This window comes from Pseudomonas sp. UTLPPB19802 (genome assembly GCF_059730225.1).
Window position 1 is genome coordinate 3,769,406 of the sequence record NZ_AP048545.1, and the last position, 24,754, is coordinate 3,794,159.

General features: G+C 64.6%; 20 protein-coding genes and 1 pseudogene. 13 read left to right on the top strand and 8 right to left on the bottom strand.

Going from position 1 to position 24,754, the window contains the following annotated elements; genetic code table 11:
- Positions 1–233: 233 nt before the first annotated feature.
- From AC6I6U_RS16795 to AC6I6U_RS16810, 4 genes are all read left to right on the top strand, one after another.
- On the top strand, positions 234–1,286 hold the full coding sequence (locus AC6I6U_RS16795) for a lactonase family protein (protein ID WP_497883047.1): 1,053 nt from the start codon (positions 234–236) through the stop codon (positions 1,284–1,286).
- Between the two features lie 66 nt (positions 1,287–1,352).
- A complete protein-coding gene (locus AC6I6U_RS16800) occupies positions 1,353–2,663 on the top strand; it encodes an MFS transporter (RefSeq protein ID WP_497877170.1) in 1,311 nt (436 codons plus the stop codon).
- 28 nt (positions 2,664–2,691) lie between these two features.
- The gene (locus AC6I6U_RS16805; protein WP_497877171.1) at positions 2,692–3,426 is read left to right on the top strand and encodes a transporter substrate-binding domain-containing protein; all 735 of its coding nucleotides are present in this window, start codon (positions 2,692–2,694) and stop codon (positions 3,424–3,426) included.
- A 71-nt stretch (positions 3,427–3,497) separates the two neighbouring features.
- Positions 3,498–5,141: an acetolactate synthase large subunit gene (locus AC6I6U_RS16810; RefSeq protein WP_017907133.1), complete on the top strand. Its 1,644-nt coding sequence runs from the start codon at positions 3,498–3,500 to the stop codon at positions 5,139–5,141.
- 11 nt (positions 5,142–5,152) lie between these two features.
- Here the strand turns inward: AC6I6U_RS16810 and AC6I6U_RS16815 are convergent, their stop codons facing one another.
- Genes AC6I6U_RS16815 through AC6I6U_RS16825 form a run of 3 tightly spaced genes read right to left on the bottom strand, consistent with a single transcriptional unit; the run spans position 5,153 to position 7,719 of the window.
- Positions 5,153–5,866, bottom strand: coding sequence for an ABC transporter ATP-binding protein (locus tag AC6I6U_RS16815; RefSeq protein ID WP_497877172.1), 714 nt, complete (start codon positions 5,864–5,866; stop codon positions 5,153–5,155).
- A gap of 2 nt (positions 5,867–5,868) precedes the next feature.
- Positions 5,869–6,708: an ABC transporter permease gene (locus tag AC6I6U_RS16820; protein WP_497877173.1), complete on the bottom strand. Its 840-nt coding sequence runs from the start codon at positions 6,706–6,708 to the stop codon at positions 5,869–5,871.
- 18 nt (positions 6,709–6,726) lie between these two features.
- Complete coding sequence (locus tag AC6I6U_RS16825) at positions 6,727–7,719, bottom strand: aliphatic sulfonate ABC transporter substrate-binding protein (protein ID WP_497877174.1); 993 nt, start codon at positions 7,717–7,719, stop codon at positions 6,727–6,729.
- Positions 7,720–8,166: 447 nt separating this feature from the next.
- Between AC6I6U_RS16825 and AC6I6U_RS16830 the strand changes: the two genes are divergently transcribed.
- Entirely contained in the window at positions 8,167–9,303 is a 1,137-nt protein-coding gene (locus AC6I6U_RS16830) for an MFS transporter (protein ID WP_497877175.1), read from the top strand.
- A gap of 175 nt (positions 9,304–9,478) precedes the next feature.
- Here the strand turns inward: AC6I6U_RS16830 and AC6I6U_RS16835 are convergent, their stop codons facing one another.
- Positions 9,479–10,444: an aliphatic sulfonate ABC transporter substrate-binding protein gene (locus tag AC6I6U_RS16835; protein ID WP_497877176.1), complete on the bottom strand. Its 966-nt coding sequence runs from the start codon at positions 10,442–10,444 to the stop codon at positions 9,479–9,481.
- A 206-nt stretch (positions 10,445–10,650) separates the two neighbouring features.
- Between AC6I6U_RS16835 and AC6I6U_RS16840 the strand changes: the two genes are divergently transcribed.
- From AC6I6U_RS16840 to AC6I6U_RS16865, 6 genes and pseudogenes are all read left to right on the top strand, one after another.
- A complete protein-coding gene (locus AC6I6U_RS16840) occupies positions 10,651–11,781 on the top strand; it encodes an AAA family ATPase (protein ID WP_497877177.1) in 1,131 nt (376 codons plus the stop codon).
- The gene (locus AC6I6U_RS16845) at positions 11,778–12,209 is read left to right on the top strand and encodes a bpX5 domain-containing protein (protein WP_497877178.1); all 432 of its coding nucleotides are present in this window, start codon (positions 11,778–11,780) and stop codon (positions 12,207–12,209) included. Before AC6I6U_RS16840 ends, AC6I6U_RS16845 begins: the two co-directional genes overlap by 4 nt.
- A gap of 57 nt (positions 12,210–12,266) precedes the next feature.
- Positions 12,267–14,081, top strand: a complete 1,815-nt coding sequence (locus AC6I6U_RS16850) for a hypothetical protein (protein WP_497877179.1) — start codon at positions 12,267–12,269, stop codon at positions 14,079–14,081.
- Positions 14,074–17,025 carry a bpX6 domain-containing protein gene (locus AC6I6U_RS16855; protein WP_497877180.1) on the top strand — a complete coding sequence of 984 codons (2,952 nt, stop codon included), beginning with the start codon at positions 14,074–14,076 and terminating at the stop codon, positions 17,023–17,025. The genes AC6I6U_RS16850 and AC6I6U_RS16855 overlap by 8 nt, the downstream gene beginning before the upstream one ends.
- 25 nt (positions 17,026–17,050) lie before the next feature.
- A pseudogene (locus AC6I6U_RS16860) lies at positions 17,051–17,173 on the top strand (gamma-glutamylcyclotransferase family protein); the annotation flags it as partial.
- 92 nt (positions 17,174–17,265) lie between these two features.
- Positions 17,266–18,012, top strand: a complete 747-nt coding sequence (locus tag AC6I6U_RS16865) for an SDR family oxidoreductase (RefSeq protein ID WP_497877181.1) — start codon at positions 17,266–17,268, stop codon at positions 18,010–18,012.
- A 24-nt stretch (positions 18,013–18,036) separates the two neighbouring features.
- On the opposite strand, the gene mapR is transcribed toward AC6I6U_RS16865, so the two are convergent.
- The 3 genes from mapR to AC6I6U_RS16880 all read right to left on the bottom strand — a co-directional run bounded on the left by mapR (position 18,037) and on the right by AC6I6U_RS16880 (position 21,488).
- Complete coding sequence (mapR, locus tag AC6I6U_RS16870) at positions 18,037–19,446, bottom strand: GntR family transcriptional regulator MpaR (protein WP_497877182.1); 1,410 nt, start codon at positions 19,444–19,446, stop codon at positions 18,037–18,039.
- A 179-nt stretch (positions 19,447–19,625) separates the two neighbouring features.
- Positions 19,626–21,041: a cytochrome c oxidase accessory protein CcoG gene (gene ccoG / locus AC6I6U_RS16875; protein ID WP_497877183.1), complete on the bottom strand. Its 1,416-nt coding sequence runs from the start codon at positions 21,039–21,041 to the stop codon at positions 19,626–19,628.
- A gap of 207 nt (positions 21,042–21,248) precedes the next feature.
- Complete coding sequence (locus AC6I6U_RS16880) at positions 21,249–21,488, bottom strand: DUF3203 family protein (protein WP_497877184.1); 240 nt, start codon at positions 21,486–21,488, stop codon at positions 21,249–21,251.
- Positions 21,489–21,631: 143 nt separating this feature from the next.
- On the opposite strand from AC6I6U_RS16880, the gene AC6I6U_RS16885 reads away from it, so the two are divergent.
- Positions 21,632–22,132 (top strand): MgtC/SapB family protein, encoded by a 501-nt coding sequence (locus AC6I6U_RS16885; protein ID WP_497877185.1) that lies wholly within the window; start codon positions 21,632–21,634, stop codon positions 22,130–22,132.
- Between the two features lie 143 nt (positions 22,133–22,275).
- Here AC6I6U_RS16885 and AC6I6U_RS16890 read toward each other — a convergent pair whose 3' ends face one another.
- Positions 22,276–22,443 carry a hypothetical protein gene (locus AC6I6U_RS16890; RefSeq protein ID WP_497877186.1) on the bottom strand — a complete coding sequence of 56 codons (168 nt, stop codon included), beginning with the start codon at positions 22,441–22,443 and terminating at the stop codon, positions 22,276–22,278.
- 220 nt (positions 22,444–22,663) lie between these two features.
- On the opposite strand from AC6I6U_RS16890, the gene AC6I6U_RS16895 reads away from it, so the two are divergent.
- On the top strand, positions 22,664–24,661 hold the full coding sequence (locus tag AC6I6U_RS16895) for an alpha-1,4-glucan--maltose-1-phosphate maltosyltransferase (protein ID WP_497877187.1): 1,998 nt from the start codon (positions 22,664–22,666) through the stop codon (positions 24,659–24,661).
- The last annotated feature ends 93 nt before the right edge of the window (positions 24,662–24,754 follow it).

Sequence of the window (24,754 nt, forward strand, 5' to 3'; positions counted from 1 at the left end):
ATCAACAATAATAAGGAAGCGCAACTATGCACGGCGATGAACACGGCGTGGGCCTGCCCGAGCCCGCCATTCAGGTTTCAGCCACTCCCCCGGACGGGGCAACCCGTCGACAACTGCTTCAGCAGATAGCCACGCTCGCCGGCGTTTCGGCGCTTGGCTCACTGCTGCCTGCCGGCCTCGCCCAGGCCGCCGAGCGTCTCAATCATCAACCCGTTACTCGGAGAACTACCCCTATGTACGCCTATGTCGGGTCACGGACCACCCGCGAGCGCAATGCCCGTGGTGAGGGCATCAGTGTCTACAAGGTCGACCAGGAGGAGGGCTCGCTGTCCCTTGTCCAGGTCGTCAAGGACCTGGTCAACCCATCGTTCCTGGCCCTGAACAAGGCCGGCGACCGCTTGTACACGGTCCATGGCGACCTGAGCGATGTCAGTGCCTTCAGTGTCGACAAGGCCAGCGGTCACCTGACCTTCATCAACCGCCAGAGCTGCGAGGGCAAGAATCCGGTGCACCTGGCGCTGGACCCGAGCGAGCGCTTCCTGGTGGTATCCAACCACATCAGCGGCAGCCTGGCGGTGATGAACGTCGCCGAAGATGGTTCGCTCGGCACGCTCAACCAGTTGCTCAAGCTGGAAGGCCCGCTGGGCCCGCACCGGGTCGAGCAGCCGTTCGCCAAGCCGCATTTCAACCTGTTCGATCATTCCGGCCAGTTCGTGCTGGTCCCGGACAAGGGCCTGGACCGGGTGTTCAGCTTCCGCTTCGACCACGGCAAGCTGCTGCCTGCCGAACAACCCTTCGTCACCGCCCGTGAAGGGGCGGGGCCACGGCACTTGGCCCTGCATCCCAAGGCGGCGTTCGCCTATGTGGTCAACGAGTTGGATTCCACCGTCACCACCTACCGCTTCGATGCCCATGGCGGCGGGCTGACGGCCCTGCAGATCGTGCCGTCGGTCCCGGCGACCTTCACCGGCAATAGCCGCGCCTCGGAGATCGAGGTCGACCGCAGCGGGCGTTTTCTCTATGCCTCCAACCGTGGCTACGACAGCGTCGCGGTATTCGCCATCGATGAGGGCAGCGGGATGTTGAGCCCGGTGGAGTTCGCGCCAACGGCTGGCAAGACCCCGCGCTTCTTCACCCTGGCCCCCAATGGCCGTTTCCTGTTCGCGCTCAACGAAGACAGCGACACCATCGTCTCTCTGACCGTGGACCCGCACACCGGCAGCCTGCGCAAGACCGGTTTCTCGGTCGGCACCGGTAGCCCGGTATGCATGGTCTTCTCGGCCTGAGCGCGTTTGGCTTTACACTAATGCAATGACGGAGGCAGGCATCCGCCTGCCTCCAGAGAGGTCACCATGAACAACAATAAGCCTGATGAAAGCGCCATTGTCCGCAAGGTCACGTTGCGCATCATTCCTTTCGTTTTCCTGCTCTACATCGTCTCTTATCTCGACCGGGCCAACATCGGTTATGCCGCCTTGCAGATGAACAAGGAACTGGCATTGTCCAGCGAGGCCTTCGGCTTCATCTCGGGCATTTTCTTCATCGGCTACTTCCTCTTCGAAGTGCCCAGCAACGTCATGCTGAACAAGTTCGGCGCCCGGGTGTGGATCGCCCGGATCCTGGTGACCTGGGGCTGCATCGCCGCACTGACCGCGTTCGCCCAGACGGCCAATCAACTCTATGTGTTGCGCTTTCTTCTCGGCATCGCCGAAGCCGGCTTCTTCCCCGGCATCATTGTCTACCTGACCTACTGGTTCCGCTCCAAGGAGCTGGCCACCACCGTGGCGCTGTTCACCGCGGCAATTCCGGTCAGCTACATCATCGGTGCGCCCATGAGCACCTGGATCATGGACAACATCAGTTGGCTGGACTGGAGCGGCTGGCGCTGGATGCTGTTCCTCGAAGGCATCCCCGCGGTGTTTCTCGGCATTGTCTGTTTCTTCTTTCTCACCGACAAGCCGCAGCAGGCCAAGTGGCTCAAGCCCGAGGAACGCGAGTGGCTGCTCGCGGAGCTGGAACGCGACCGCCAGAGTCGTAAGAACGTCAAGAGTCTTGGCGTGCTCAAGACCATGGGCAACCCCAAGGTGCTGTACCTGGCGTTCATCTATTTCGTCTACCAGTGCGGCAGCCTCGGCATCGGCTATTGGATGCCGCAGATCATCAAGGGCTTCTCCGCTTCGTTGAGCCACACCCAGATCGGCCTGCTGGCCATGCTGCCCTACATCATCGCCACCGCCTCGATGATCCTCTGGTCGCGAAGTTCCGACAGGCGCAACGAACGCAAGCTGCACTCGGCGATTCCGCTGTTCGTTGCCGCGCTCGGCCTGGTCGGTGCAGGCCTGCTGCACAACCCCTATGTGGCGATGGCGATGATCTGTGTGGCATTGTCCGGCTTGTACAGCTTCAAGTCGCCGTTCTGGGCCTTGCCCACGCTGTTCCTCGACCGCACCACCGCCGCTGTCTCCATTGCCGTGATCAACTCGGTCGGCAACCTTGGCGGTTTCGTCGGCCCGTCGCTGATCGGTATGGTCAAGGGCAATAGCCAAAGCGCGGCCAATGGCTTGCTGTTCCTCAGCGCGCTGCTGGTGGCCGGTTTCCTGATGACCCTGCTGATGCGAGTGAGCAACAGGGATCCCGACGCTTCGGCAGCGGCAGCTCATTAACATTGGCCAGACATTCCCGGAGTAAAAGATGAGTCGTGCTATCAACCCTGCGGTAATCGATGAGTTGGCCCCCCGTGGCGTGCTGCGTGCGGCCATCAACTATGGCAATCCGGTGCTGGCGCAGAAGGGGCTCGACGGTTCGCCCCAGGGCGTTTCGGTGGCATTGGCCAAGGCCCTGGCCCAGGAGCTGGGTGTGCTGCTGGAGATCGTCACCTTCGATGCCGCCGGCAAGGTTTTCGTGGCCCTGGAGGAGGGCGCCTGGGACGTCGCCTTCCTGGCGATCGAGCCGGTGCGCGCGCAACAGATCGCCTTCAGCGAGCCTTACGTGCTGATCGAAGGCACCTACCTGGTGGCGGCCGATTCGCCCTACGTGAAGGTCGAGGATCTCGATCAACCGGGCTTGCGCCTGGCCGTTGGGAAAGGCGCGGCCTATGACCTGTTCCTGTCCCGTACGTTGCAGCATGCGCAGCTCGAGCGCGCGGAAACCTCGGCCGGTGCGGTGGACCTTTACCTGGCCCAAGGCCTCGACGCGGCGGCCGGTGTGCGCCAGCCGCTGGAAAAGGTTGCCGCCGGCGATCCACGGCAGCGGGTGCTGGAGGGGGCCTTCACGTCCATTCGCCAGGCCATGGCTGTGCCAATTCGTCGCAAGGCCGCAGCGGCCTTTGTCCGTGACTTCGTCGAACGTCGCAAAGTCGAAGGTTTTGTGCGCGCCGCGTTGGTCCAGAGTGGCCAGGGCGGTGTTACTGTGGCACCGCCTGCGTGAAAAAACGGGTCCGTCCCCCTGACAACAACTGCAAGACGCGCGAAAGCGCTTATCGAGATTGAGGTAGATAAATGGCCAAGGCCGCCGATGTCGTTGTGCAATGCCTGGAAAACGAAGGTGTCGAGTATGTGTTCGGCATTCCTGGCGAGGAGAACCTCGACCTGCTGGAATCGCTGCGCAAGTCGCCGATCAAACTGGTCCTGACCCGTCACGAACAGTCCGCCGGCTTCATGGCCGCCACCTACGGCCGCCTGACCGGCAAGACCGGCGTCAGCCTGTCGACCCTCGGCCCTGGCGCGACCAACCTGGTGACCGCCAGCGCCTATGCCTACCTGGGCGGCATGCCGATGATGATGATCACCGGCCAGAAACCGATCAAGAAGTCCAAGCAGGGTCGATTCCAGATCATCGACGTCTGCGGCATGATGGACCCGATCACCAAGTACACCCACCAGTTCGCCTCGGCCGACAACATCCCGGCCCGTATGCGTGAAGCCTTCCGACTGGCCGAGGAAGAGAAACCGGGCGCGGTGCACCTGGAATTGCCGGAAGACATCGCCGCCGAGCAGACCGACTCGATGCCGATCCCGCCAAGCCTGCATCGCCGTCCGCTGGCCGAGCACAAGGCCGTCGAGGCCGCCGTGGAGAAACTGCAGAAGGCCCGCAGCCCGATCCTGGTGATCGGTGCCGGTGCCAACCGCAAGATGACCGCCAAGGTTCTCAAGCAACTGATCGACCAGACCGGCATTCCGTTCATCACCACCCAGATGGGCAAGGGCGTGGTCGACGAGCGCCATCCGCGCTTCCTCGGCAACGCCGCGCTGTCCTCCGGTGATTTCGTCCATCGCGCCGTCGAGGCCGCCGACCTGATCGTCAACATCGGCCACGACGTGATCGAGAAACCGCCGTTCTTCATGGTCCGTGGCGGAACCGAAGTCATTCACATCAACTTCCGCTCCGCCGAAGTCGACGCGGTGTACTTCCCGCAGATCGAAGTGATCGGCGACATCGCCAACGCCGTCTGGCAGATCGGCGAGGCCCTGGGCGACAACCCGCACTGGGACTTCAGCCGCCTGATGGCGATTCGCGAGGCCAACGAAGCACAGATCGCCGAAGGCGCGGACGACAATCGCTTCCCGGTCTACCCGCAGCGGCTGGTCGCCGACATCCGTCGCGTACTGCCATCCGAAGGCATCGTTGCCCTGGACAACGGCATCTACAAGATCTGGTTCGCCCGCAACTACAAGGCCCACAAGCCGAACACCGTGTTGCTGGACAACGCCCTGGCGACCATGGGCGCCGGCCTGCCGTCGGCGATGGCGGCGCACCTGGTGCATCCGGATCGTCCGGTGATTTCGGTCTGCGGTGACGGCGGCTTCATGATGAACAGCCAGGAACTGGAAACCGCCGTACGCCTGGGCATGCACATCACCGTGGTGATCCTGCGTGACGACGGCTACGGGATGATCCGCTGGAAGCAGGCGAACATGGGCTTCACCGACTTCGGCCTGGACTATGGCAACCCGGACTTCGTCAAGTACGCCGAAGCCTATGGGGCCAACGGCCATCGGGTGGAAAGCGCCGAAGGCCTGCTGCCGCTGCTCGAACACTGCATCAAGACCCCTGGCGTGCACGTGATCGACTGCCCGGTCGACTACTCGGAGAATGACTTCATTCTCAACAGCGAACTCAAGCGTCGCGCGTTGCTGGTTTAAGGCCAGGCGCTCTAGATCACATGAGCCAGGTGCAGTTCGGTCAGCGATAGTGCCTTGAGGTCGGCCAGCCGCGGATCGCGACGATCGCGAGGATGTGGCAGGTCGATCTCGAGGGTCTGGCGAATGCGGCTGGGGCGGTTATCCATCACCAGCACCCGGTCGCTGAGGTACAGCGCCTCGTCGACATCGTGGGTGACCAGCAGCAGGGCGATGCCATGCCGCCGGGCCAGTTGCAGGAGCAAGTCCTGCAACTTCATTCGGGTAAAGGCGTCCACTGCGCTGAACGGCTCATCGAGCAACAGCACCCGTGGTTTCGAATACAGCCCTCGGGCAATCGCCACCCGCTGTGCCATGCCCCCAGACAACTCCTTGGGCAATGCCTGGGCGAAACCGGCCAGCCCGACTTCCTCGATCAGTTGCGTGACCCAGGCCCGGTCGTAATGGTCGTCCTCGCTGAAGCCAATGTTCTGTTCCACCGTCAGCCAGGGCATCAGGCGTGGTTCCTGGAAGACGAAGGCGATCGGCGAAGTGGTCTGTTTCAGCTCGCCTTCGAAGTCCTTTTCCAGCCCGGCGACAATCCGCAGCAGTGTGCTTTTGCCGCAACCGCTCGGGCCCAGCAGGCTGACGGCTTCCCCGGCATGCAGTTGCAGGCTGACCTGCCTGAGCACCGTGGTCTGGGCAAATGCCTTGCGTTCGACATACAGGTCCAGCAGTGTTTCGCTCATGTTCAAGACTCCCGGCCCTGGCCGTTGAAGGTGTCGCGCCAGGCCAGGAAACGTTTTTCCAGGCCGGCCAGCAGACCGTCGCTGAGTTTGCCCAGGACTGCCAGGACGATAATCGCCGCCAGCACGATATCCGGTCGCGAGGTTTCCCGACCGTCGCTGAGCAGGTAGCCCAAGCCCTTGGTCGCGGCGATCAGTTCGGCTGCCACCAGGAACATCCAGGCCAGGCTCATGCCGCTGCGCAGGCCGGTGAACAACCCCGGCAGGGCTGCCGGCAGCAGGATGCGGCGTATCAGCCGGTAGCGGCTGAAACCGAGCATCTGCCCGACCTCGACCAGCTTGCGGTCGATATTGCGGATCGCCGCGACACCGTTGAGGTACACCGGGAAAAAGGCGCCGATGGCGATCAGGACGATTTTCGAGGTCTCGTCGATACCCAGCCACAGCAGCAGCAAGGGCACCCAGGCCAGGCTCGGGATCGAACGCAGGCCGGCGAACGTCGGTTCCAGGTAGGCTTCGGCCTCCCGGCTCAGACCGACCCAGGCGGCGAACGCCAGGGCCAGGCCGGTGCCGATGGCAAAACCGCCGAGGACCCGCAGCAGGCTGGCGCTGATGTGCTTCCACAGCGCTCCTTCGCCCAGGTCGCGCAGGGTCAGGACGATGTCGCTGGGTGCCGGCATCTGGTAGGCCGGCACCCAGCCGAGGCGAACCACCACTTCCAGCAGGGCGATGATCAGTGCCGGCAATACCAGCCCCTTGAGCCGCCGTGGCCAGGCCGACGCGCTGGCTGCTGCGGGGGCGGGTGTATCGAGGCCGGCAGGCAGGGCTTTGCTCTTGGCGTTCATGGGGGCTCCAGGTGGCCGTTACTGGTGGGCGACCGCGACGGGACTGAAACGGCTGTCGATCAACTGATCGATGACCTGGTCGACATTCACCCCGCGACGGACCAGTTCCTCGGACACCAGGATCGGCGCAGCGGCCTTCGAGGCCACCAGGTCCTGCGGGCCGAGGCGGGCGTTCTTCAGGTCGGTGCGCGACAGTTGCAGCTTGGCGACATCCAGCGGCAGGCCGGATTCGCTGGCCAGCAGGCCAGCCAGTTCGTCGGGGTTCTGCAGGGCCCACTCACGGGCTTTTTCATAGGCGCCGAGCACGGTTTCGATGGTCTGCGGATGCTCCTTGGCAAATTTCTCGGTGACGCTGATCACCCCGTAGCTGTTGAAGCCGGGGTTGCGGTACAGCAGGCGCGAACCGGCCTGGAGCTCGCTGGCGGCCATGTGCGGGTCGAGACCGGCCCAGGCGTCGACGTCGCCTTTCTCCAGCGCGGTGCGACCATCCGGATGTTGCAGGTGCACCAGCTCCACGTCGTCCCCGCCCAGGCCGGCCTGTTGCAGCGCGCGCAAGGTGAACAGGTACGGGTCGGTGCCTTTGGTCGCGGCAATCTTCTTGCCCTTGAGATCGGCGATGCTCTGGTACGGCGAGTCCTTGCGCACCAGCAGTGCAGTCCACTCGGCACGGCTGTAGACATAGATCGACTTGATCGGGCTGCCGTTGGCCCGGGCGAGCACGGCGGCGAGGCTGGCCGAGGAACCGAAGTCGACGCCGCCACTGTTGAGGTATTCCAGGGAACGGTTGCTGCCCTGGCTCAGGACCCAGGTGACCTTGCTCTGCGGCAGGGCTTTTTCCAGCCAGCCGAAATGCCGCAGCGCCAGGCTGACGGGCGAATAGTAGGCGTAGTCCAGCTTGACTTCGGCCGGTGGGGTTTCGGCGGCCTGGGCCAGGGGTTGCAGGCCCAATGCCAGCGCGGTGGCGGCGGCCAGCAGGCGCGCGGCCTTGGTGATCGGGTCGAGGGCTTTCATCGGATGCTCCAGGGAGAGGGACTGCAGGCTTATTTCTGATTTGGCAGTCATGGTCTTGGTGATCTGCCTAAAAGGAATAATGCAGTCTCTATGCCAGCTGGGTGCAAGGCTTTCGGGCCTCTTCGCGGGCAAGCCCTGCTCCTACAGGTTTCGTGTGGTACATCCGTGTTGAATACGACGCGAAATCTGTAGGAGCAGGGCTTGCCCGCGAAGGGCCGGCGATGACGCTCTGCGTGGTAACGATCCAATGAAAATGTGGGGGCAGCGCGATAGCCATCCCCAGCAAGCCGGCCTCCACCGGGGAGGCGCTGGTGTTTGTTCGCGTGCACTCTGTTGAACCGCTGTTGCTCCGGCAACATTACAAACATGTTTCAAAAAGTGTTGTCAGCGCTTGTTTCGACCCGGCATGCTGGCGGGCCTGTTCCTCGCGCGAAGACCTCGTCCTCCATGTCAGCCGTGGCCGCTCACTCGACCGATTCCGCCTCCCGCCGTGCGGCGATGGTGCTGGCGCTGTGCCTGCCCAGCGACGTATTGCTCTACCTGTTGCTGCCGATGAACACCCAGGCCTTTGGCGTGACCCTGGCCCAGGCCGGGGTGCTGTTGGCGGCCAATCGCCTGGTGCGAATCTTCGGCTATGGCTACGTGCTGCGTTACTACGCTCGCCACGGCGACCGCTTGACCCTGATGCTGGCAGCGTCCGTCAGCGCCCTGTGTGCCCTGGGCAATTCGCTGATCTCGGGGTTCTTCTGGCTGCTGCTGTTGCGCCTGGGTTGGGGCCTGTCCTTTGCTGCACTGAACCTGTCGACGCAAGTACTGGCGACCCTCGAGCCTGCCGGTGCGGCACGCCGGGCAGGGCGCTCACGAGGCATCATTGCCATCGGCCCGATGATCGCCCTGGCCCTCGGTGGCTGGCTGAGCCTGCAGATCGGGCCACGGCTGATTTTCCTGCTGCTGTGTGCCACCTCGCTGATCGGCCTGTGGGTGGCGCGTGGCCTGCCGAGCCAGGGTCACGAGCTGGCGGCGCCGGCCGGCCGACGCTTCAAGTGGCCGGACAGCGTGGCGGTCTGGTCCTTCGTCGAAGGCGTGGCCCTCGACGGACTGTTCATCTTCGGCCTGTCGCTGCAGGCCAGCGCCGTGCTCGGCGGCAATGCGGTGATTATCGCCGGGGTGCTGATGGCCCTGCGGTACGTCTCGGAAATGTTCCTCAGCCCCTTGGGCGGGCGAGTGGCCGACCGTTATGGCGTGGTGCGCATGCTGTTGCTGTTCTCGATCCTCAGCGGCCTGGCCCTGGCGGCCTTCGGCAGCCACTGGCTGATTCTCGGTGCCGGCTCGGTGCTGGTCCTGCGGGCCCTGCAACTGCCGTTGGTGGTGACCCTGGTGGCCCAGCGCAACCCCGGCGCCGGGCGAGTCCAGGCGTTGGCTTCGAATGCGGTGTGGCGGGATATCGGTGCCGGTGTCGGGCCGTTGCTGGCCGGTGTGCTGCTGCCAGTGGCGTCGGCCAGTTGGGTCTATTCCCTGGCCGGCCTGGCGATTGCCCTCAGTGCGCTGGCCTGCGCCATCCGTGGCAAGCAGACCTGGCAATGAGCCGAGATGAGCGAACCTTGTGGCGAGCGGGCTTGCCCGCAGCTCGGCTGCAAAACAGCCGCAAGACCTGTGTTTCCGGCATGCCTGAATGATTGTGCAAGCTGGCTTGGGAGCGCCTTGCGCTCCAGCGGGGGCAAGCCCTCTCGCCACACTGGCGGCAGGGCCAGGTTGCGATTCAGGGCTTCCATATACCGACGTCGCGGGTGTCGACCTTCTGCGGCAGCAGCCCCGCGGCGAGGAAGGCATCGGCAATCTGCTGTTGCTCGCCCAACTGGTCGACCGTCACTGCCTGCACTGCATAGCTGCGATGCTGGTTGGCAGCTTCGACCGTCGCCGCATCCAGGCCGCCCCACAGTGGGCCGAGGACCTTGGCGGCGTCCTGCGGATGAGCCTTGATCCACTCACCGGACTTCTGCAGCTCGGCAAACACCTGCTTCAGCACCTGCGGATGCGCCTGGGCATAGGGCGTGCTTGCCAGGTAGTAGCGCTTGTAGCTGGCCAGGCCCTGGCCGTCGGCGAGGGTGCGGGTCGGCAGTTGGCGCTGCACGCCGCTGAGGAACGGTTCCCAGGTCACCCAGGCATCGACCTTGCCGTTTTCGAAGGCCGCCCGGCCATCGGCGGGTGTCAGGTAGGCCGGGGTGATATCGCTGAACTTCAGCCCGGCCTTGGCCAGCGCGGCAATCAACAGGTAGTGGCTGCCGGCGGCCTTGGTCACCGCGACCGTGTGGCCCTTGAGACCGGCCAGGTTGGTGATCGGCGAATCCTTGCGCACGACAATCGCCTGGGCTGCCGGCGAGGCCGCCTCCTGGGCGAAGTAGGTGAGCTTGGCCTTCGCCGCCTGGGCGAACACCGGCACGGTATCGGCGACATCGGCACTGATGTCGACGTTGCCCACGTTCAGCGATTCGAGCAGTGGCAGGCCACTGGGAAACTCGTGCCAGCTGACGTCGATATGCTCCTTGGCCAGGGCTTTTTCCAGGGTGCCCTGGCTTTTCAGCAGGGTGATCAGGGTCGAGGATTTCTGGTAGCCGATGCGCAGGGTTTCATTGGCCTCGACATGGGACGCCCCCAGTGCGGAGGCGACAGCCAGTGCGTAGAGCAACAGGCGGGAACGGGAAGGAGCAGGAACCGGAGCGACCATGGACACCTCGCGATGACAGTTGAGAGAAGGGCGGGGCCGGTTGTCCGGTGAGCGGAGCTTATGGGAGGCGGGCGCTTTGGTTAAATAACCTCTTCGCATAACCATAGAGGCGGACGCTCCTGTCTCTGTCCCAGGCAAGCAGGCGCTTTGCTACCAGGGCTGTTTGAGGCAAGATTCGCTCTTTTGCTCAGGGAAGGATTCGGTTCATGTTGTCCGCCATTCAGCTAGCTGCACAACAGATTCGCCAGGGCGTCAGGGCGGCAACCGAAGGCCTGGTCGGGCGTGAGCAACTGGCCGAACTGATCGTGCTGGCCGCCGTGGCCCAGGAACACCTGCTGGTGGTCGGCCCACCGGGCACTGCCAAGAGCGCCGTGGTACGACGCGTGGCCCAGGCCATGGGTGGGCGCTACTTCGAATACCTGCTGGGACGGTTCACCGAGCCGTCGGAGCTGTTCGGCCCGGTCGACCTGAAGAAACTGCGTGAAGGCACGGTGGAAACCGATGTCAGCGGCATGCTGCCGGAAGCGGATATCGTCTTTCTCGACGAGGTGTTCCTCGGCTCCACCGCGATCCTCAACACCTTGCTCGGCGTGCTCAACGAGCGCCAGTTCCGGCGCGGGCACACCCAGATCAAATGTCCGTTGCGGGTCTGTGTCGGCGCCGCCAACGGCTTGCCGGATGACGAGGCCCTGGCGGCTTTCGGCGATCGTTTCCTGCTGCACCTGTTCGTCGACTCCGTGCCGGACAACCAACTGGAAGCCATGCTCAGCGGCGGCTGGCAGGCCGATCAGTTGCCCGTTCGGCAATTGCTCGGCCTGAATGACCTCGACACCCTCAGCCAGGCATTGCGGCAGGTCGACATGGAGCGGGTGCGGCCGGCCCTGGCCAACGCGATCCGCCTGTTGCGCGCGGCGGGCATCCAGTTGTCCGACCGGCGAATCGTCAAGTCCCAGCGGCTGATTGCCGCCGCCGCGTTGCTGGGTGGGCGTCTGCAAGCCACCGAGGCGGACCTGTGGCCGCTGCTTTATGCGCTGGCGACCAAGGAGTCCCAGCAGCATGGCCGCGAGGTGTTGCGTGAGGTGCTGCGTCTTTCGAGCAACCGTAATCTGTTCACGGCGGTGGAGGAGGCGACGCTGCTGCCGATGTCTCGTGCCAGCCGCCTGATCGAGTCGGCGCAGGGCTGCCTGATGCGCGGGGCCTCGGGTGAGGGCTTCGACCCTGGCGAGTCCGAAGCGGTGTTGCGCGAGATCGACGCGAACTTCTCGACGGACAGCATGCCTCCAGAACTGCTCGGCCTCAGGGGCCTGCTGGTCAAGCAACTGACGCCGGCGACATGAGCCAGCCGATCCGCTTGAGCTGGGGGTGGAAGGCCCAGGCCGAACCCGCTGCGCCTGTTGCAGCGGTGGCCTGGGGCACAGTGGCCAGGGACCTGCATGCGCGCCTGGCGTCGATGAGCACCGAACGGCTGCGAGGGCTGCAGGCCACCGCCAATCGGGATGTGCTGATCGTCAGCGGCGAGTCGTCGTGCCTGCCCTGGGTGGAGGGTGTCGACTACGCCCGTGCCTGCGAGCAGGCTCCGCAACTCTGGCTGCCGAGCCTTTGGCAGCCGGATGTGCCCATGGACCTGCTGGCCCAGGCGCTGCTGGCGAAGTTTGCCCGGCAACCGCTGCTGGTGTGGCACCAACCGACCACCTGCGTGCCGCTCGATCGCTCGCTGCCGCTCACGGCCGAATTGCTGGCACGCATCGCCGCGTTGTGGGGTTGATGCCGGTTCCTTTTTTCGCGCGATGCTCTCGAAAGCGTCCGCTTGTGTAGGTCTGTGATGGAATTACCCGAATCCCTGCAACCCTGGCGGCAATGGCTGGAATGGTTCGACCCGCAACTGGTGCCGAGCCTCGGCGCCTTGCTCAGTTGCATCAGCCCGTTGCTCGGGCCATTCAGGGGCGCGCACCTGGGCGGGGTCCCGGAGCCCGATGGCCTGGGCAACCTGCACCGGCGTGGCTCCTATGAGCGGCTGTTGAGCAGCGAATGGCTATTGGCCGACGAGTTCGCCGATGAGTTCCTGCGCCGCGCCTCCAGTGGCGAGCACCTGTTTCTCGCCCCGCAGTATCAGGCACGGCAGGCATCCCGGTTGATCGTGGTGTTGTTCGATGCCGGGCCGTTGCAGCTGGGCGGCGCCCGTCTGGTGCATCTGGCGCTGATGATTTTGCTGGCTCGACGGGCAGCGGAAAACGGGGCGCAGTTTCGCTGGGGGGTATTGCAACAGAAGCCGGAACTGTTCGAGCTGCGCTCATCGGCGCAGTTGCGCGGGCTGCTCAAGGCCCGCACCTATGCGACGGTCACCGATGACCATTGGCAGGGCTGGCAGGAGGCCTTGGCCGAGCATCCAGAGGAAGCCAGCGAGTGCTGGCTGGTCGGCCAGCGCCTGCCGGACGTCGCGGCTGTGCGCCGTGCGCGTGTGCTGCAGATCGGACAGGGCCTGCTGGAGGACGCGCTGGAGCTGCGGATGCGGCCATCGCAGGCCGGCCCGATCGTCTTGCCCAAGCCCGACCAGGCGGCAGCCATGCGGTTGCTCAAGGGACAGTTCGAGAAAGAGGGCGCGCTGGAGGCACACATGACCACTGCGGAACGCATCTCGTTGAGCGCGCCGCCGCTGATTGCCAGTGCTGGCACCCATGTTGCCGTGCGTCTGCTGGATGAGCCGGGCCTGCTGATTCTCTCGATTCCCCAGCCGGGGCAGAAGAACGCGGTGAAAACCAGGCGCCAGCTCTGGGCGCGTGGCGCCCGGCCGTTGGGCGTGGTGTTGCGCACACGCCAGCCCTGTGCCTTGTTGAGTGTTGGCGAGCATCTGTCTTTCTGGCATCTGCCCGGCATGGAGCCGGTTGCCTGTCCACCTCGGGACGAGCTGCAGATTCCGCTGGGTACGACTGTCTCGTTGCCGGCGGCGCGCCTGCGTTCGTCCAGCCGTACTCGGCTGGTCGTGCTGGCGGGGGGGCGGACCCTGGCCTATTGGGAGTCCGAAATTCCCTCGCCGACGCGCCGCCCAACGCCTGTTGCCACGCACTATATGGACCGGGATGTGCTCGGCATGGAGCAGATTGATGACGTGAGCCTGGTCTACGCCAGCCGCCGTGCCGGCCAACTGTTCGCCTGTCTGTTTTCCCTCGACTACCGGCGTCATGAGCCTTTCCCGCTGGGCGATGGAAAAGCGGCGACCGAGGTGCTGTTCGCCAACCTGCTGCACTGGCGTCGAGGCTTCGGTGGCTGTGCCGTACAACACGGCCAGGAACAGCAGGAGCAGTGGACCCTGTTCACGCCCGGCAGCCACCCCCAGCCGGCGGCACGGATCCAGTTGCCGCCGACCTGCAAGGCCATCGGCCTGTTCCACGATGTCCAGCACGGGCAGTTCGCCCTGGTGGTCAAGACCGGTGGTGGCAAGACCCTGCTGCTGATCAGCCCCGACAAGACCGAGAGCCTTTACTCCAGCACCTCGCGCATCCTCAAGGCCAGCTTCTGCGCTGCCTCCGGGCTGCTCGCGCTGATTACCGAAACCCGCGAGCTGCTGGTCTTCGATGTGAAGACCCGGAGCGTGAGGATGCACCTGCAGACCGCCCGCAAGGACCTGGCCGATGACTGATTCGCTTTCCCCATCCATCCGGCGCCCCGGTCTGCGCGGCTGGCAGCAGGTCGGGGCCTTGTGGTTTCCGCGCGAGCGCTTCGATGAAACGACCAGTCAGTTGCAGATCATCCGGCACTGGCAGCTCGGGGCGCGGGCCTATCGCTTTGCCGACGGTGACGTGCTGTGCTTCGGGGCGCCGCTGTCGATGTCTTGCGACCACCTCGGCCCCTGGCCGCTGATCCGGCAGGGAAGGGCGTTGTGTTCGGCCTGGCTTGAACCGGCGGAAATCGACCGGCTCCCCCTGGCGGACCTGTGGCTGATCCGCGATGCCCGGGCCCAGGCATTGAACCTGTCGGATGGGCAGGCGCTGCAACCGGGCCAATGGTTCGACCTGGGCGACTACGGCTTGCTGGAAACCTACGACTGCACGCAGGCCTTGCCCGAGCCGGTGCTCGAAACCTGGGAGCCGCAGGACATCCGCCAGGTACTGGGGGATGTGGTGGGTGCCCCGAGTGCCGAGCGCGAGGGTGTACTCAAGGCGCTGGAGGCGGCTGGCACCCGCGCAGGCAAAACTGCTTCCGGCACGGCGAATGGCCCTGCGGCGACGCACCAGTCTGCGCAGGGCATGACGGCAAGGCGCACCTGGCTGGTGCCGGGAGTGGCCGCCGTGGTGATCCTGTTCATCTATTTGCAGAGCCTCTACGATGTGCCGTCAGCCCCAGGCGTCAAGCCGGCAGCGGTGCCCAGGGAAACGCTGTCCGCAGGTTTTGATCCGCTCTGGTTCCTCGGTTCGGCCGTGGTAGTGACCATGACTCTCTGGCTGTTGCGTCGGTTCATCCGCGGGCGTATCGAAGTCGAGCGGCAGACACTGGTCAAGCAGGCGCATGCCCGTCAACAGGGGCCGGCCACGCAGGCCGCGTCGGCCCCGGCCAATCGCACCGCGTCGCTGCCTGAGCGTCGGACAGCAAAGCCCGATCTGCTGTCGCGTTGGCGCCAATGGCTGAACCGGATGGCGATGGCTTCACACCTGGATGCATTATTGAACCGCCAGCATGCCGCCTACATGCAGCGCATGCTCGAGATGTTCGAGCGGGGCGATATCGAGGCGGCGCTGCGGCATGCCATTCCCATGGGCGGCAATACTGCCACCGAACAGGCACTGGGGGCACTCAAGGCTCGCGACAACCTGGCAGTGGGTAAGGTCGGTGGCCGCGTGCAGGGCGTCAACCTGGCGGAAGATCTCAAGGCCCATCTGCTCCAGCTCTATCGCCGGACCTTCGAGGATCTCGATCGCAAGGGACGTATCGAGGAAGCCGTGTATGTCCTCGCCGAGCTGCTGCATGCGCGCCAGGAAGCTCTGGACTACCTGGAGAAGCACCAGCGCTGCAAACAGGCGGCAGAGTTGGCGCTGGCCTGGGATATGCAACCGGCGACGATCGTCCGGCTGCTGTGCCTGGCTGACGATTGGCAGCGGGCGGTACTGGTCGCTCGTCGCGACAAGGCGTTTGCCGCGGCCGTGCTGAGCCTGCAGGCCGACTGGCCGGAGGCGGCCGAGCGGCTCCGTCTGGAGTGGGCCGAAATGCTGGTCGGCCAGGGTGACTGGCTGGCGGCGGTGGAGGTGATCTGGCCGCTGCCTGCCGAGCGCGAGCGGGCCCGGCAATGGCTGCTTGCCGCCGAAGCCGCTGGTGGCAGCCTGGCCGCAGCGGCGCTGGTCAAGCGGGCGGTGTTGCTGCCCGACACCCTGGCAGTCCATGAACCTTACCTGCGTGCCTTGCGCGACGATGCCGAACGGGCTGACGAGCGTGCCGTGCTGGCCATCGAGCTGATCGGCATCTCGCCGTCGACACGTACGGTGCGCGCGCTGGCGGCGGCGGTGGTGCATGCGGTGCTGGCCGACCACGGCGGGGCACATCCTGGCCTGACGGCCAAGGACCTTTCCGCGCTGGTCAAACTCAGTGGCGACGAGTTGCTCAAGCTCGACCTGCCCAAGGGTGAGGTGGCTGCCAATGCTCCGGCGGGCCTGCACTCGGTCTCAGCGCCCTTGCGTTGGTCGGCACCGGCGCCGGGCAATCGTGCGCTTCATGATGCCGTACCGTTGCGGGATGACCATTACCTGGTGGCACTGGGTGAGTCGGGAGCGGTCGTGGTCGATCGCCTGGGTGTGATTCGCCAGCGTTTTGCCGTGCCGGCCAGTCACCTGGTGATCGGCAGCAACCGTCGTATTGCCCTGGCCCTGGCGCAACGCGGTACGGTCTGGCGCATCAGCAAGCTGGACCTGGTGACAGGGCAGGCCAGGGATCTCGGCGTATTGGCCCTGGCGTTCTTTGCCCGGCAGTTCGATGGCATCGCCTGGACCATTGCGACCCGTGAGCAGGTGCGGGTAGTGGATATCGACAGGGACTTCGCCACGCTCTGGCATCTGAGCGACCTGCCTGGCCCATTGGTGCAGCTCGAAGCCACGGCGGATGACGAGTACTGGCTGCTCTGCCTGGCCGATGGCACCACCGAGCAGTGGCGCTACAAGCTGCCTGAGCGGCGCCTGCTCTCCCGGGACCCGGAGCCGAAGCTGATCCGTCCGGATCTCTCGCAACGGGTCCACCATCTTGGCGAATACCTGGAGTATTGGTCCGAGCTCCAGGCCGGCGATCAGTTGGACTGGTTGGTCAGCGGCCGAAAGGCCTTGCAGCGTTTTCGCCTCGCCGAGGTCCCGGAGGATTTTCAAGCTCACCTCTATGCTAACGAACGGTGGCTGGTTGCGCAGTTCCTGGCGCCCGCCGGGGGCAACCGGTTCCATTTCCTGGACCGCGCCCGGTCACGGGAGTGTGCCAGGCTGGACTGGCCGGAACAGGGCGGACTGCGGGTGCGCCAACTGGGCCAGGACTGGATCTTCAGCGATGACCAGGGTCGCCTGTTGCACCTCAACGTCGACACCGGCCGGGGCCATGGCCTGAGTCTTCACTGAGACGGGACCCGCCTTGACATTCGCCGGCATGGTCTTGCAGATCCCCGCCGAGGAGCGGGCGATGGCGGATGCCTACGAGGTGTCGGACTACAAGCGGGCCGCGGTACGCCTGGCCTCCGGGCTCGAAGCCTGGGTGTATGTGAGCGCCGGAGGTAGGGCTACGACGCTTGATGGCTACACAAGCGCCTTGTCCCACGGTTATTCTGGAACCTCAGAGACCAGTCGACGGGGTAGGGTGTAATGGAAAAAGTCATCGTCATCACCGGTGGCAGCCGTGGCATCGGCGCGGCGACCGCGTTGCTGGCGGCGCAGCAGGGTTACCGCATCTGCATCAACTACCTGCGTGATGAAGACGCGGCGCACCAGGTGCAGGAGCAGGTGCGGGCACTGGGCGCGCAAGCGATCACGGTGCGCGCGGATGTCAGCGACGAGGATGAGGTGATCCATCTGTTCCAGCGAGTGGACACCGAGCTGGGGCGGGTGACGGCGCTGGTGAACAATGCCGGGACGGTCGGGCACAAGTCGCGGGTCGACGAGATGTCCGAATTCCGCATGCTGCAGACCCTGAAGACCAACGTACTGGGACCGATGCTTTGCGCCAAGCATGCGGTGTTGCGCATGTCGCCACGCCATGGCGGGCAGGGCGGCAGCATCGTCAACGTGTCGTCGGCAGCGGCACGGCTGGGTTCGGCCAACGAGTACGTCGACTATGCGGCCTCCAAGGGTGCGCTCGATACCTTTACCCTGGGCCTGTCCAAGGAATTGGCGGGCGAGGGGATCCGGGTCAATGCTGTGCGACCAGGGTTCATCTTCACCGAGTTCCACGCGTTGAGCGGTGACCCGGACCGGGTCAGCAAGCTGGAACCGGGGATCCCGATGGGCCGTGGCGGGCGTGCCGAGGAAGTGGCCGAGGGCATCATCTGGTTGCTGTCGGACAAGGCCTCGTATACCACCGGGACCTTCCTCGACCTCGCGGGCGGGCGCTGAGCCCAATCAATCCATAGGGTGGATTCAGAAGGAACGCACGATCCGCCCCAGCGTTTCCATGGCCTTCTCCGACGCCTCATCCCACGGGCTGCCATAGTTGAGGCGGATGCAGTTGCGAAAGCGCCGGGCCGGCGAGAAGATCGGCCCCGGTGCGATGCTGATGCCCTGGGCCAGCGCCATCTGGAACAGCTTCAGCGAGTCCATCTGTTCCGGCAATTCCAGCCAGAGGAAATAACCCCCAGCCGGCTGGCTGACCCGGGTCTGCGCCGGGAAATAGCGGGCAATCGCCGCGAGCATCGCGCTCTGCTGTTCCTCCAGGGCATAACGCAGGCGCCGCAGATGACGGTCGTAGCCGCCGTGCTGCAGGTAGTCGGCGATGGCCGCCTGGGCCGGCATCGAGGCGCACAGCGAGGTCATCAGTTTCAGCCGTTCGATCTTCTGCGCGAATCGTCCTGCGGCGACCCAACCGATGCGATAACCGGGTGCCAGGCTCTTGGCGAACGAGCCGCAGTGCATCACCAGCCCCTCGGTATCGAAGGCCTTGGCCGGCTTGGGCGCCTGCTGGCCGTAGTACAGCTCGGCGTAGACATCGTCCTCGATCAGCGGCACCTGGTGTTCACGCAATAACTCCACCAGCGCCTGTTTCTTCGCCTCGGGCATGGTCGCGCCCATGGGGTTCTGGAAGCTGGTCATGCACCACACGGCCTTGATCGGATGCTTCTCGAGGTTCTGCGCCAGCACGCCGAGGTCGATACCATCGCGGGGGTGCACGGGGATTTCCACGGCCTTGAGCTTCAGGCGCTCCAGCACCTGCAGGCAGGCATAGAACGCCGGGGCCTCGATGGCGACCAGGTCGCCCGGTTCGGTCACCGCTTGCAGGCACAGGTTCAGCGCCTCCAGGGCGCCACTGGTGACCAGCAATTCCTCCATGGGCAGCATCAACCCGCCAACCATGTAGCGCAGGGCGATCTGCCGGCGCAGTTGCGGGTTGCCCGGCGACAGGTCGGTGACCACCATGCGTGGGTCCATCTCGCGGCTGGCACTGGCCAGGGAGCGGGCCAGGCGTTGCAGCGGGAACAGCGTCGGGCTGGGGAAGGCCGAGCCGAAAGGCACGGTGGTCGGGTCCTTGATCGAATCGAGTACCGAGAACACCAGTTCGCTGACGTCGACCTCGGTGGACTCGTGCACCTGGCTGCTGATCACCGGCTCCGAGAACGGGCTCGGCGCATGGGTGTTGACGAAATACCCCGAGCGCGGCCGGGCGCGGATCAGCCCGCGACGTTCCAGCAGGTAATAGGCCTGGAACACCGTCGACGGGCTGACGCCGTAGGTCTGGCTGGCGTAGCGGACCGACGGGACCCGCTGGCCGGGACCAAGGACCCCGGAGCGGATCAGCTCGGCAATGTCGTCGGCGAATTTTTCATAGCGTTTCATGGTGGCTTGGCTCATTGAATACGGGCACGCAACGGCAGGTTTTCGGCTGTCTGATTGGAGCTGGCTGTTGTCACTCTTGGAACACTAACCTGTGGGGGCCGGATAAATCCGGCTCCCGCAGTGTTCCGTGCCAAACTCCCTGTAGGCCCTGGGGCTGGCGCCCTGGGGATTCTATGTCATCAACGGTTCATCGGCGCGACGAAGCGGCTATTCGCCACGCTGTAGACGCGGGGATCGTGCTGGTCGACCAGGCGGAAGGCGAGCTCCTGGGAGCTGCTTTTCGCCCGTTCGGTGGTCATCGCCACCGAGACCGGGAAGTCGGCGATTTCGCCGGCCGCCAGGCTCAGTTCGGTGCGCCCCTGTAGCTGGAAACCCTCGCCGTCGACCAGTTGCAGGCGGTACTGCTGGCGCTGCTGGGTCTTGTTGATGACCTTGAGGCTGTAGATGTTCTCGATCTGCCCGAGGTTGTTTTCCCGGTACAGGCCACGGTCCTTGCTGACATCCAGCGAGACCATCGGCCGCTGGACCAGTGCCAGTGCCAACGTGCCGATCATGATCAGCAGCACCGCGCTGTAGCCGACCAGGCGTGGCCGCAGCAGGTGGGTCGTGCCACCCTGCAACTGGTGTTCGGAGGTGTAGCGGACCAGGCCGCGGGCGTAGCCCATCTTGTCCATGATCGAGTCGCAGGCATCGACGCAGGCTGCGCAGCCAATACACTCCATCTGCAGGCCATCGCGGATGTCGATGCCGGTCGGGCAGACCTGCACGCACATCCGGCAGTCGATGCAGTCGCCGAGGCCGACGCTGGCCGGGGCCACTTCACGTTTGCGCGGGCCACGGTTCTCGCCGCGGGCGGCATCGTAGGAGATGGTCAGGGTGTCCTTGTCGAACATCACGCTCTGGAACCGCGCATAGGGGCACATGTGCATGCACACCGCTTCGCGCAGCCAACCGGCGTTGAGGTAGGTGGCGCCGGTGAAAAACAGCACCCAGAACAGGCTGACGCCGCCCAGTTGCAGGCTCAGCAACTCCTCGACCAGCGGCCGGATCGGCGTGAAGTAGCCGACGAAGGTCAAGCCGGTGATCAGGCTGATCGCCAGCCACAGGGTGTGCTTGGCGGCACGCCGGGCCAGTTTGTTCGGGCCCCAGGGCGCGGCCTGCAGCTTGATCCGCTGGTTGCGCTCGCCTTCGGTGACTTTCTCGCACCACATGAACAGCCAGGTCCAGGAGCTTTGCGGGCAGGTGTAGCCGCACCAGACCCGCCCGGCGAACACGGTGATGGCGAACAGGCCGAAGGCGCAGATGATCAGCAATGCCGAGAGCAGGATGAAGTCCTGGGGCCAGAAGGTTGCGCCGAAGATATGGAACTTGCTGTTGGCCAGGTCCCAGAGCACCGCCTGGCGGCCGCCCCAATTCAACCAGACGGTACCGAAGAACAGCAGGAACAGAAAGCCTGCGCCGCTCATGCGCAAGGTACGGAACAGGCCGGTGAAACTGCGGGTGTGAATCAGGTTGTCGCTCGACTTGGCCTTCATCTTGTTGGGGCGCGAAGGCTCGAAGGTGTCAACTAACTGGACGGGGATTCTTTCGCTCATGATCTGTCGCTCGTCAGCCTCCATCAGGCCAGGGCACTATGCCGAGCGAACTGTTTGCATAACAGACTCAGGTATTTCAATAAAAAGCAGATCAGATGCGCAATGGGCGGCGCCTGCGACAACTTGCCATACCGGGTCCGGAGCTTGCCGCAGCGAGCCTGCAGCCGCCTGGCACAGGTGCCGGGCGGGCAGGCTGATACGGATCAATCAAATCACCGAATCACTCGACGTCGCCTTCACGTGGTGACGGCCGTCGAAGGCGCCAGCGACGGTCAGGGCGTCGGCTTCCGCCTCGGTGATCCAGATTTCCCGCCCGTCGAGTTCGGCGCGGGACATGCTCCTGGCGTCGTCGGTGGTGATCTTCACATCCTTGGCCGGACCGCTGATCCGGGTGTCGTTTTCTTCCAGGATGCAGGTCTGGTTGGACAGGTCGATATGCACGGGCATGGCGCTCTCCTCTTTTCGCAGGCTGACCATCTTTAGGACGCCGCGGCCCGTCATCGTTCGACGCAGCCGATTAGCGGTCGTCGGGCGAACCGGCGTGGGAGCGCCGCTGTCCATCGCTTATCGAACATCGAGAGGTCGGGAACATGGACGCCTGGTGGCACACCGTATGGGCAACGCTGCAAGCTGAGTTCGCCGACATCGGCGATGTACAGGAGGTAACCCGGATTACCCTGCGCCTGCTGATTGCCGCCGTGCTGGGTGGCGTGCTCGGTTTTGAGCGCGAGCAGCAGGGCAAGGCGGCGGGCGTGCGCACGCACATGCTGGTCGCCCTGGGGGCGGCGCTGTTCGTGCTGGTGCCGCAAGTCTCCGGTGCCCAGGCCGATGCCATGAGTCGGGTGGTGCAGGGGGTGATTGCCGGCATCGGCTTTCTCGGCGCCGGGACCATTCTCAAGGGCCATGCCGACGAGGCAGGGCAGCATGTGAAGGGGCTGACCACTGCCGCCGGGTTATGGATGACTGCCGCCATCGGCGTGGCAGCAGGGCTGGGGCGCGAGGCGACGGCGGTGCTCAGCACGCTGCTGGCGCTGGCGGTGTTCAGCGTGATGCCGAAGATCCTGCAATTGCTGGAAAAAGATCGCGACTGACCGGTGTATCCGCTCCCCTGTAGGAGCCGGGCTTGCCCGCGAACCGACAACGTCGGCCATTCACCCAGGTCCTATGGCGCCGACATGATCGCCTTCGCGGGCAAGCCCGGCTCCTACAGGGGCGTGCAGGTGGGCCGGGTTGACTATGCTTGTTTCGCGATCACCGGTGGCATGGTCGTCGGCGGATCGATCTTGGGCGGGGGAGTGCTCTCCGGTGGCTCCTGCTCCGGAACCGGTTGCGGCTCGGCCGGGGGTAGTGTCGGCTGGTCGATATTGGGATCGGGCGTTTCCGCTGGAATCGGAATATTCATGAAGACTCCTTTTTTACATGGCCACCTGGTGTAGCGATTGACCTTGGCTCAAGGCAATTGACTGCAATTTCTGGACGAGCGGACGGTTCGGCAAATCCATCTGAACTTTTGCGCCGCCGCCTGGCTCCGAACTTGAGCGGCCTTTTCAGGATGAAGCCGGTCGTGACCCATCATGATCACGCAAGGTAGAGCGTCCACAGGACGTAAGGAGTGATGCTCGATGACAGCTGATAAATCATTGGATGAGCAGGGTACCCAGGTCCTGCCGTTGTCCCAGGCGCTGTTGCTGCCGCGCATCGCCATCGAGAATGTGAAGCCGGCCATCGACGGAGGGCAGTTCGCGGTCAAGGCCGTTGAAGGTGAGGAAGTGCCGGTGAGCGCCCGGGTATTCGCCGATGGCCATGACAAGCTGGCCGTTTTGCTGGCCTGGAAGCCGGTCGGGGCCGGCGACTGGCAGCGTTCGGTGATGACCGACAAGGGCAACAATCTCTGGCAGGGCAAGTTGCGGGTGGGCGGCCAGGGCCGCTACGTGTATCGCATCGAGGCCTGGATCGATCAGTTCGGCAGCTTCTGCTACGAGCTGGAGAAGAAGTTCGTCGCCGGGGTCCCCATCGATCTCGAGCTGCAGGAGGGCCGCGAGCATATCCGCCAGGCCAGCGAACGCAGCCAGGGCGAGTTGGCCGAGCGTCTGGCGGCGCTGCACCATGAGCTTTCGCAGCGTTCGAACGACGGGCAGGTCGAGGGTTTCCTCAAGCCCGCCACCGCCGTGTTGATGCGCCAGGCAGACCATCAGGCCTACCTGAGCCTGAGCCATGACTTTGCCCTGGATGTGGAACGGCAACTCGCCCGGTTCGCCAGCTGGTACGAACTGTTCCCGCGCTCGGTCACCGACGATCCCGCACGCCACGGCACCTTCAATGACGTCCAGGCGCGCCTGCCGGCGATCCGCGACATGGGCTTCGACGTGCTGTATTTCCCGCCGATCCATCCGATCGGCCGCAGCCATCGCAAGGGTCCGAACAACTCGCTCACCGCCGGTCCTGACGATCCGGGCAGCCCCTATGCCATCGGCAGCGAGGACGGCGGGCACGAGGCGATCCACCCGCAGTTGGGCAGCCGCGAGGACTTCCGTCGGCTGGTCGCTGCGGCCGCCGAGCATGGCCTGGAGATCGCCCTCGACTTCGCCATCCAGTGTTCCCAGGACCATCCCTGGCTGCAGCAGCATCCCGGCTGGTTCAACTGGCGGCCGGACGGCACGATCAAGTACGCCGAGAACCCGCCGAAGAAATACCAGGATATCGTCAACGTCGATTTCTATGCCGCCGATGCCGTACCCGGCCTGTGGACCGAGCTGCGCGATATCGTGGTCGGCTGGGTCGAGGAGGGCGTGAAGATCTTTCGCGTCGACAACCCGCACACCAAGCCGCTGCCGTTCTGGCAATGGCTGATCGCCGATGTTCGCGGTCGTCATCCGGAGGTGATCTTCCTCGCCGAAGCCTTCACCGCACCGGCGATGATGGCGCGCCTGGGCAAGGTTGGGTATTCCCAGAGCTATACCTATTTCACCTGGCGCAACAACAAGGCCGAGCTGGCCAGTTATTTCACCGAACTGAACCAGTCGCCCTGGCGTGAGTGCTATCGGCCGAACTTCTTCGTCAACACGCCGGACATCAACCCGACCTTCCTGCACGAGTCGGGGCGGGCCGGTTTCCTCATCCGCGCAGCCCTGGCGACCATGGGCTCGGGCCTGTGGGGCATGTATTCGGGGTTCGAGATCTGCGAGTCGGCACCCTTGCCGGGCAAGGAGGAGTACCTGGACTCGGAGAAATACCAGATCCGTCCGCGGGACTACAGCGCACCGGGCAACATCATTGCCGAGATCGCCCAGCTCAATCGCATCCGTCGCCAGCATCCGGCCTTGCAGACCCACCTGGGCCTGCAGGTCTACAACGCCTGGAACGACAACATCCTGTATTTCGGCAAGCGCACCGCCGACCGCAGCAGCTTCATCCTGGTGGCGGTCAGCCTCGACCCACACAACGCCCAGGAGGCGCATTTCGAGCTGCCGTTGTGGGAGTTCGGGCTGCCCGACGACGCCCAGACCCATGGTGAAGACCTGATGAATGGCCATACCTGGACCTGGTACGGCAAGACCCAATGGATGCGTATCGAGCCCTGGCACCAGCCCTTCGGGATATGGCGCATTACTCCAGGTTGATACGCGACCGCCTGGCAGCAGCTGTCATGAGGAAACTTGTGGTGGCGAGGGGGCTTGCCCCCGCAGGGCCGCAAAGCGGCCCCAAGGCCGGAT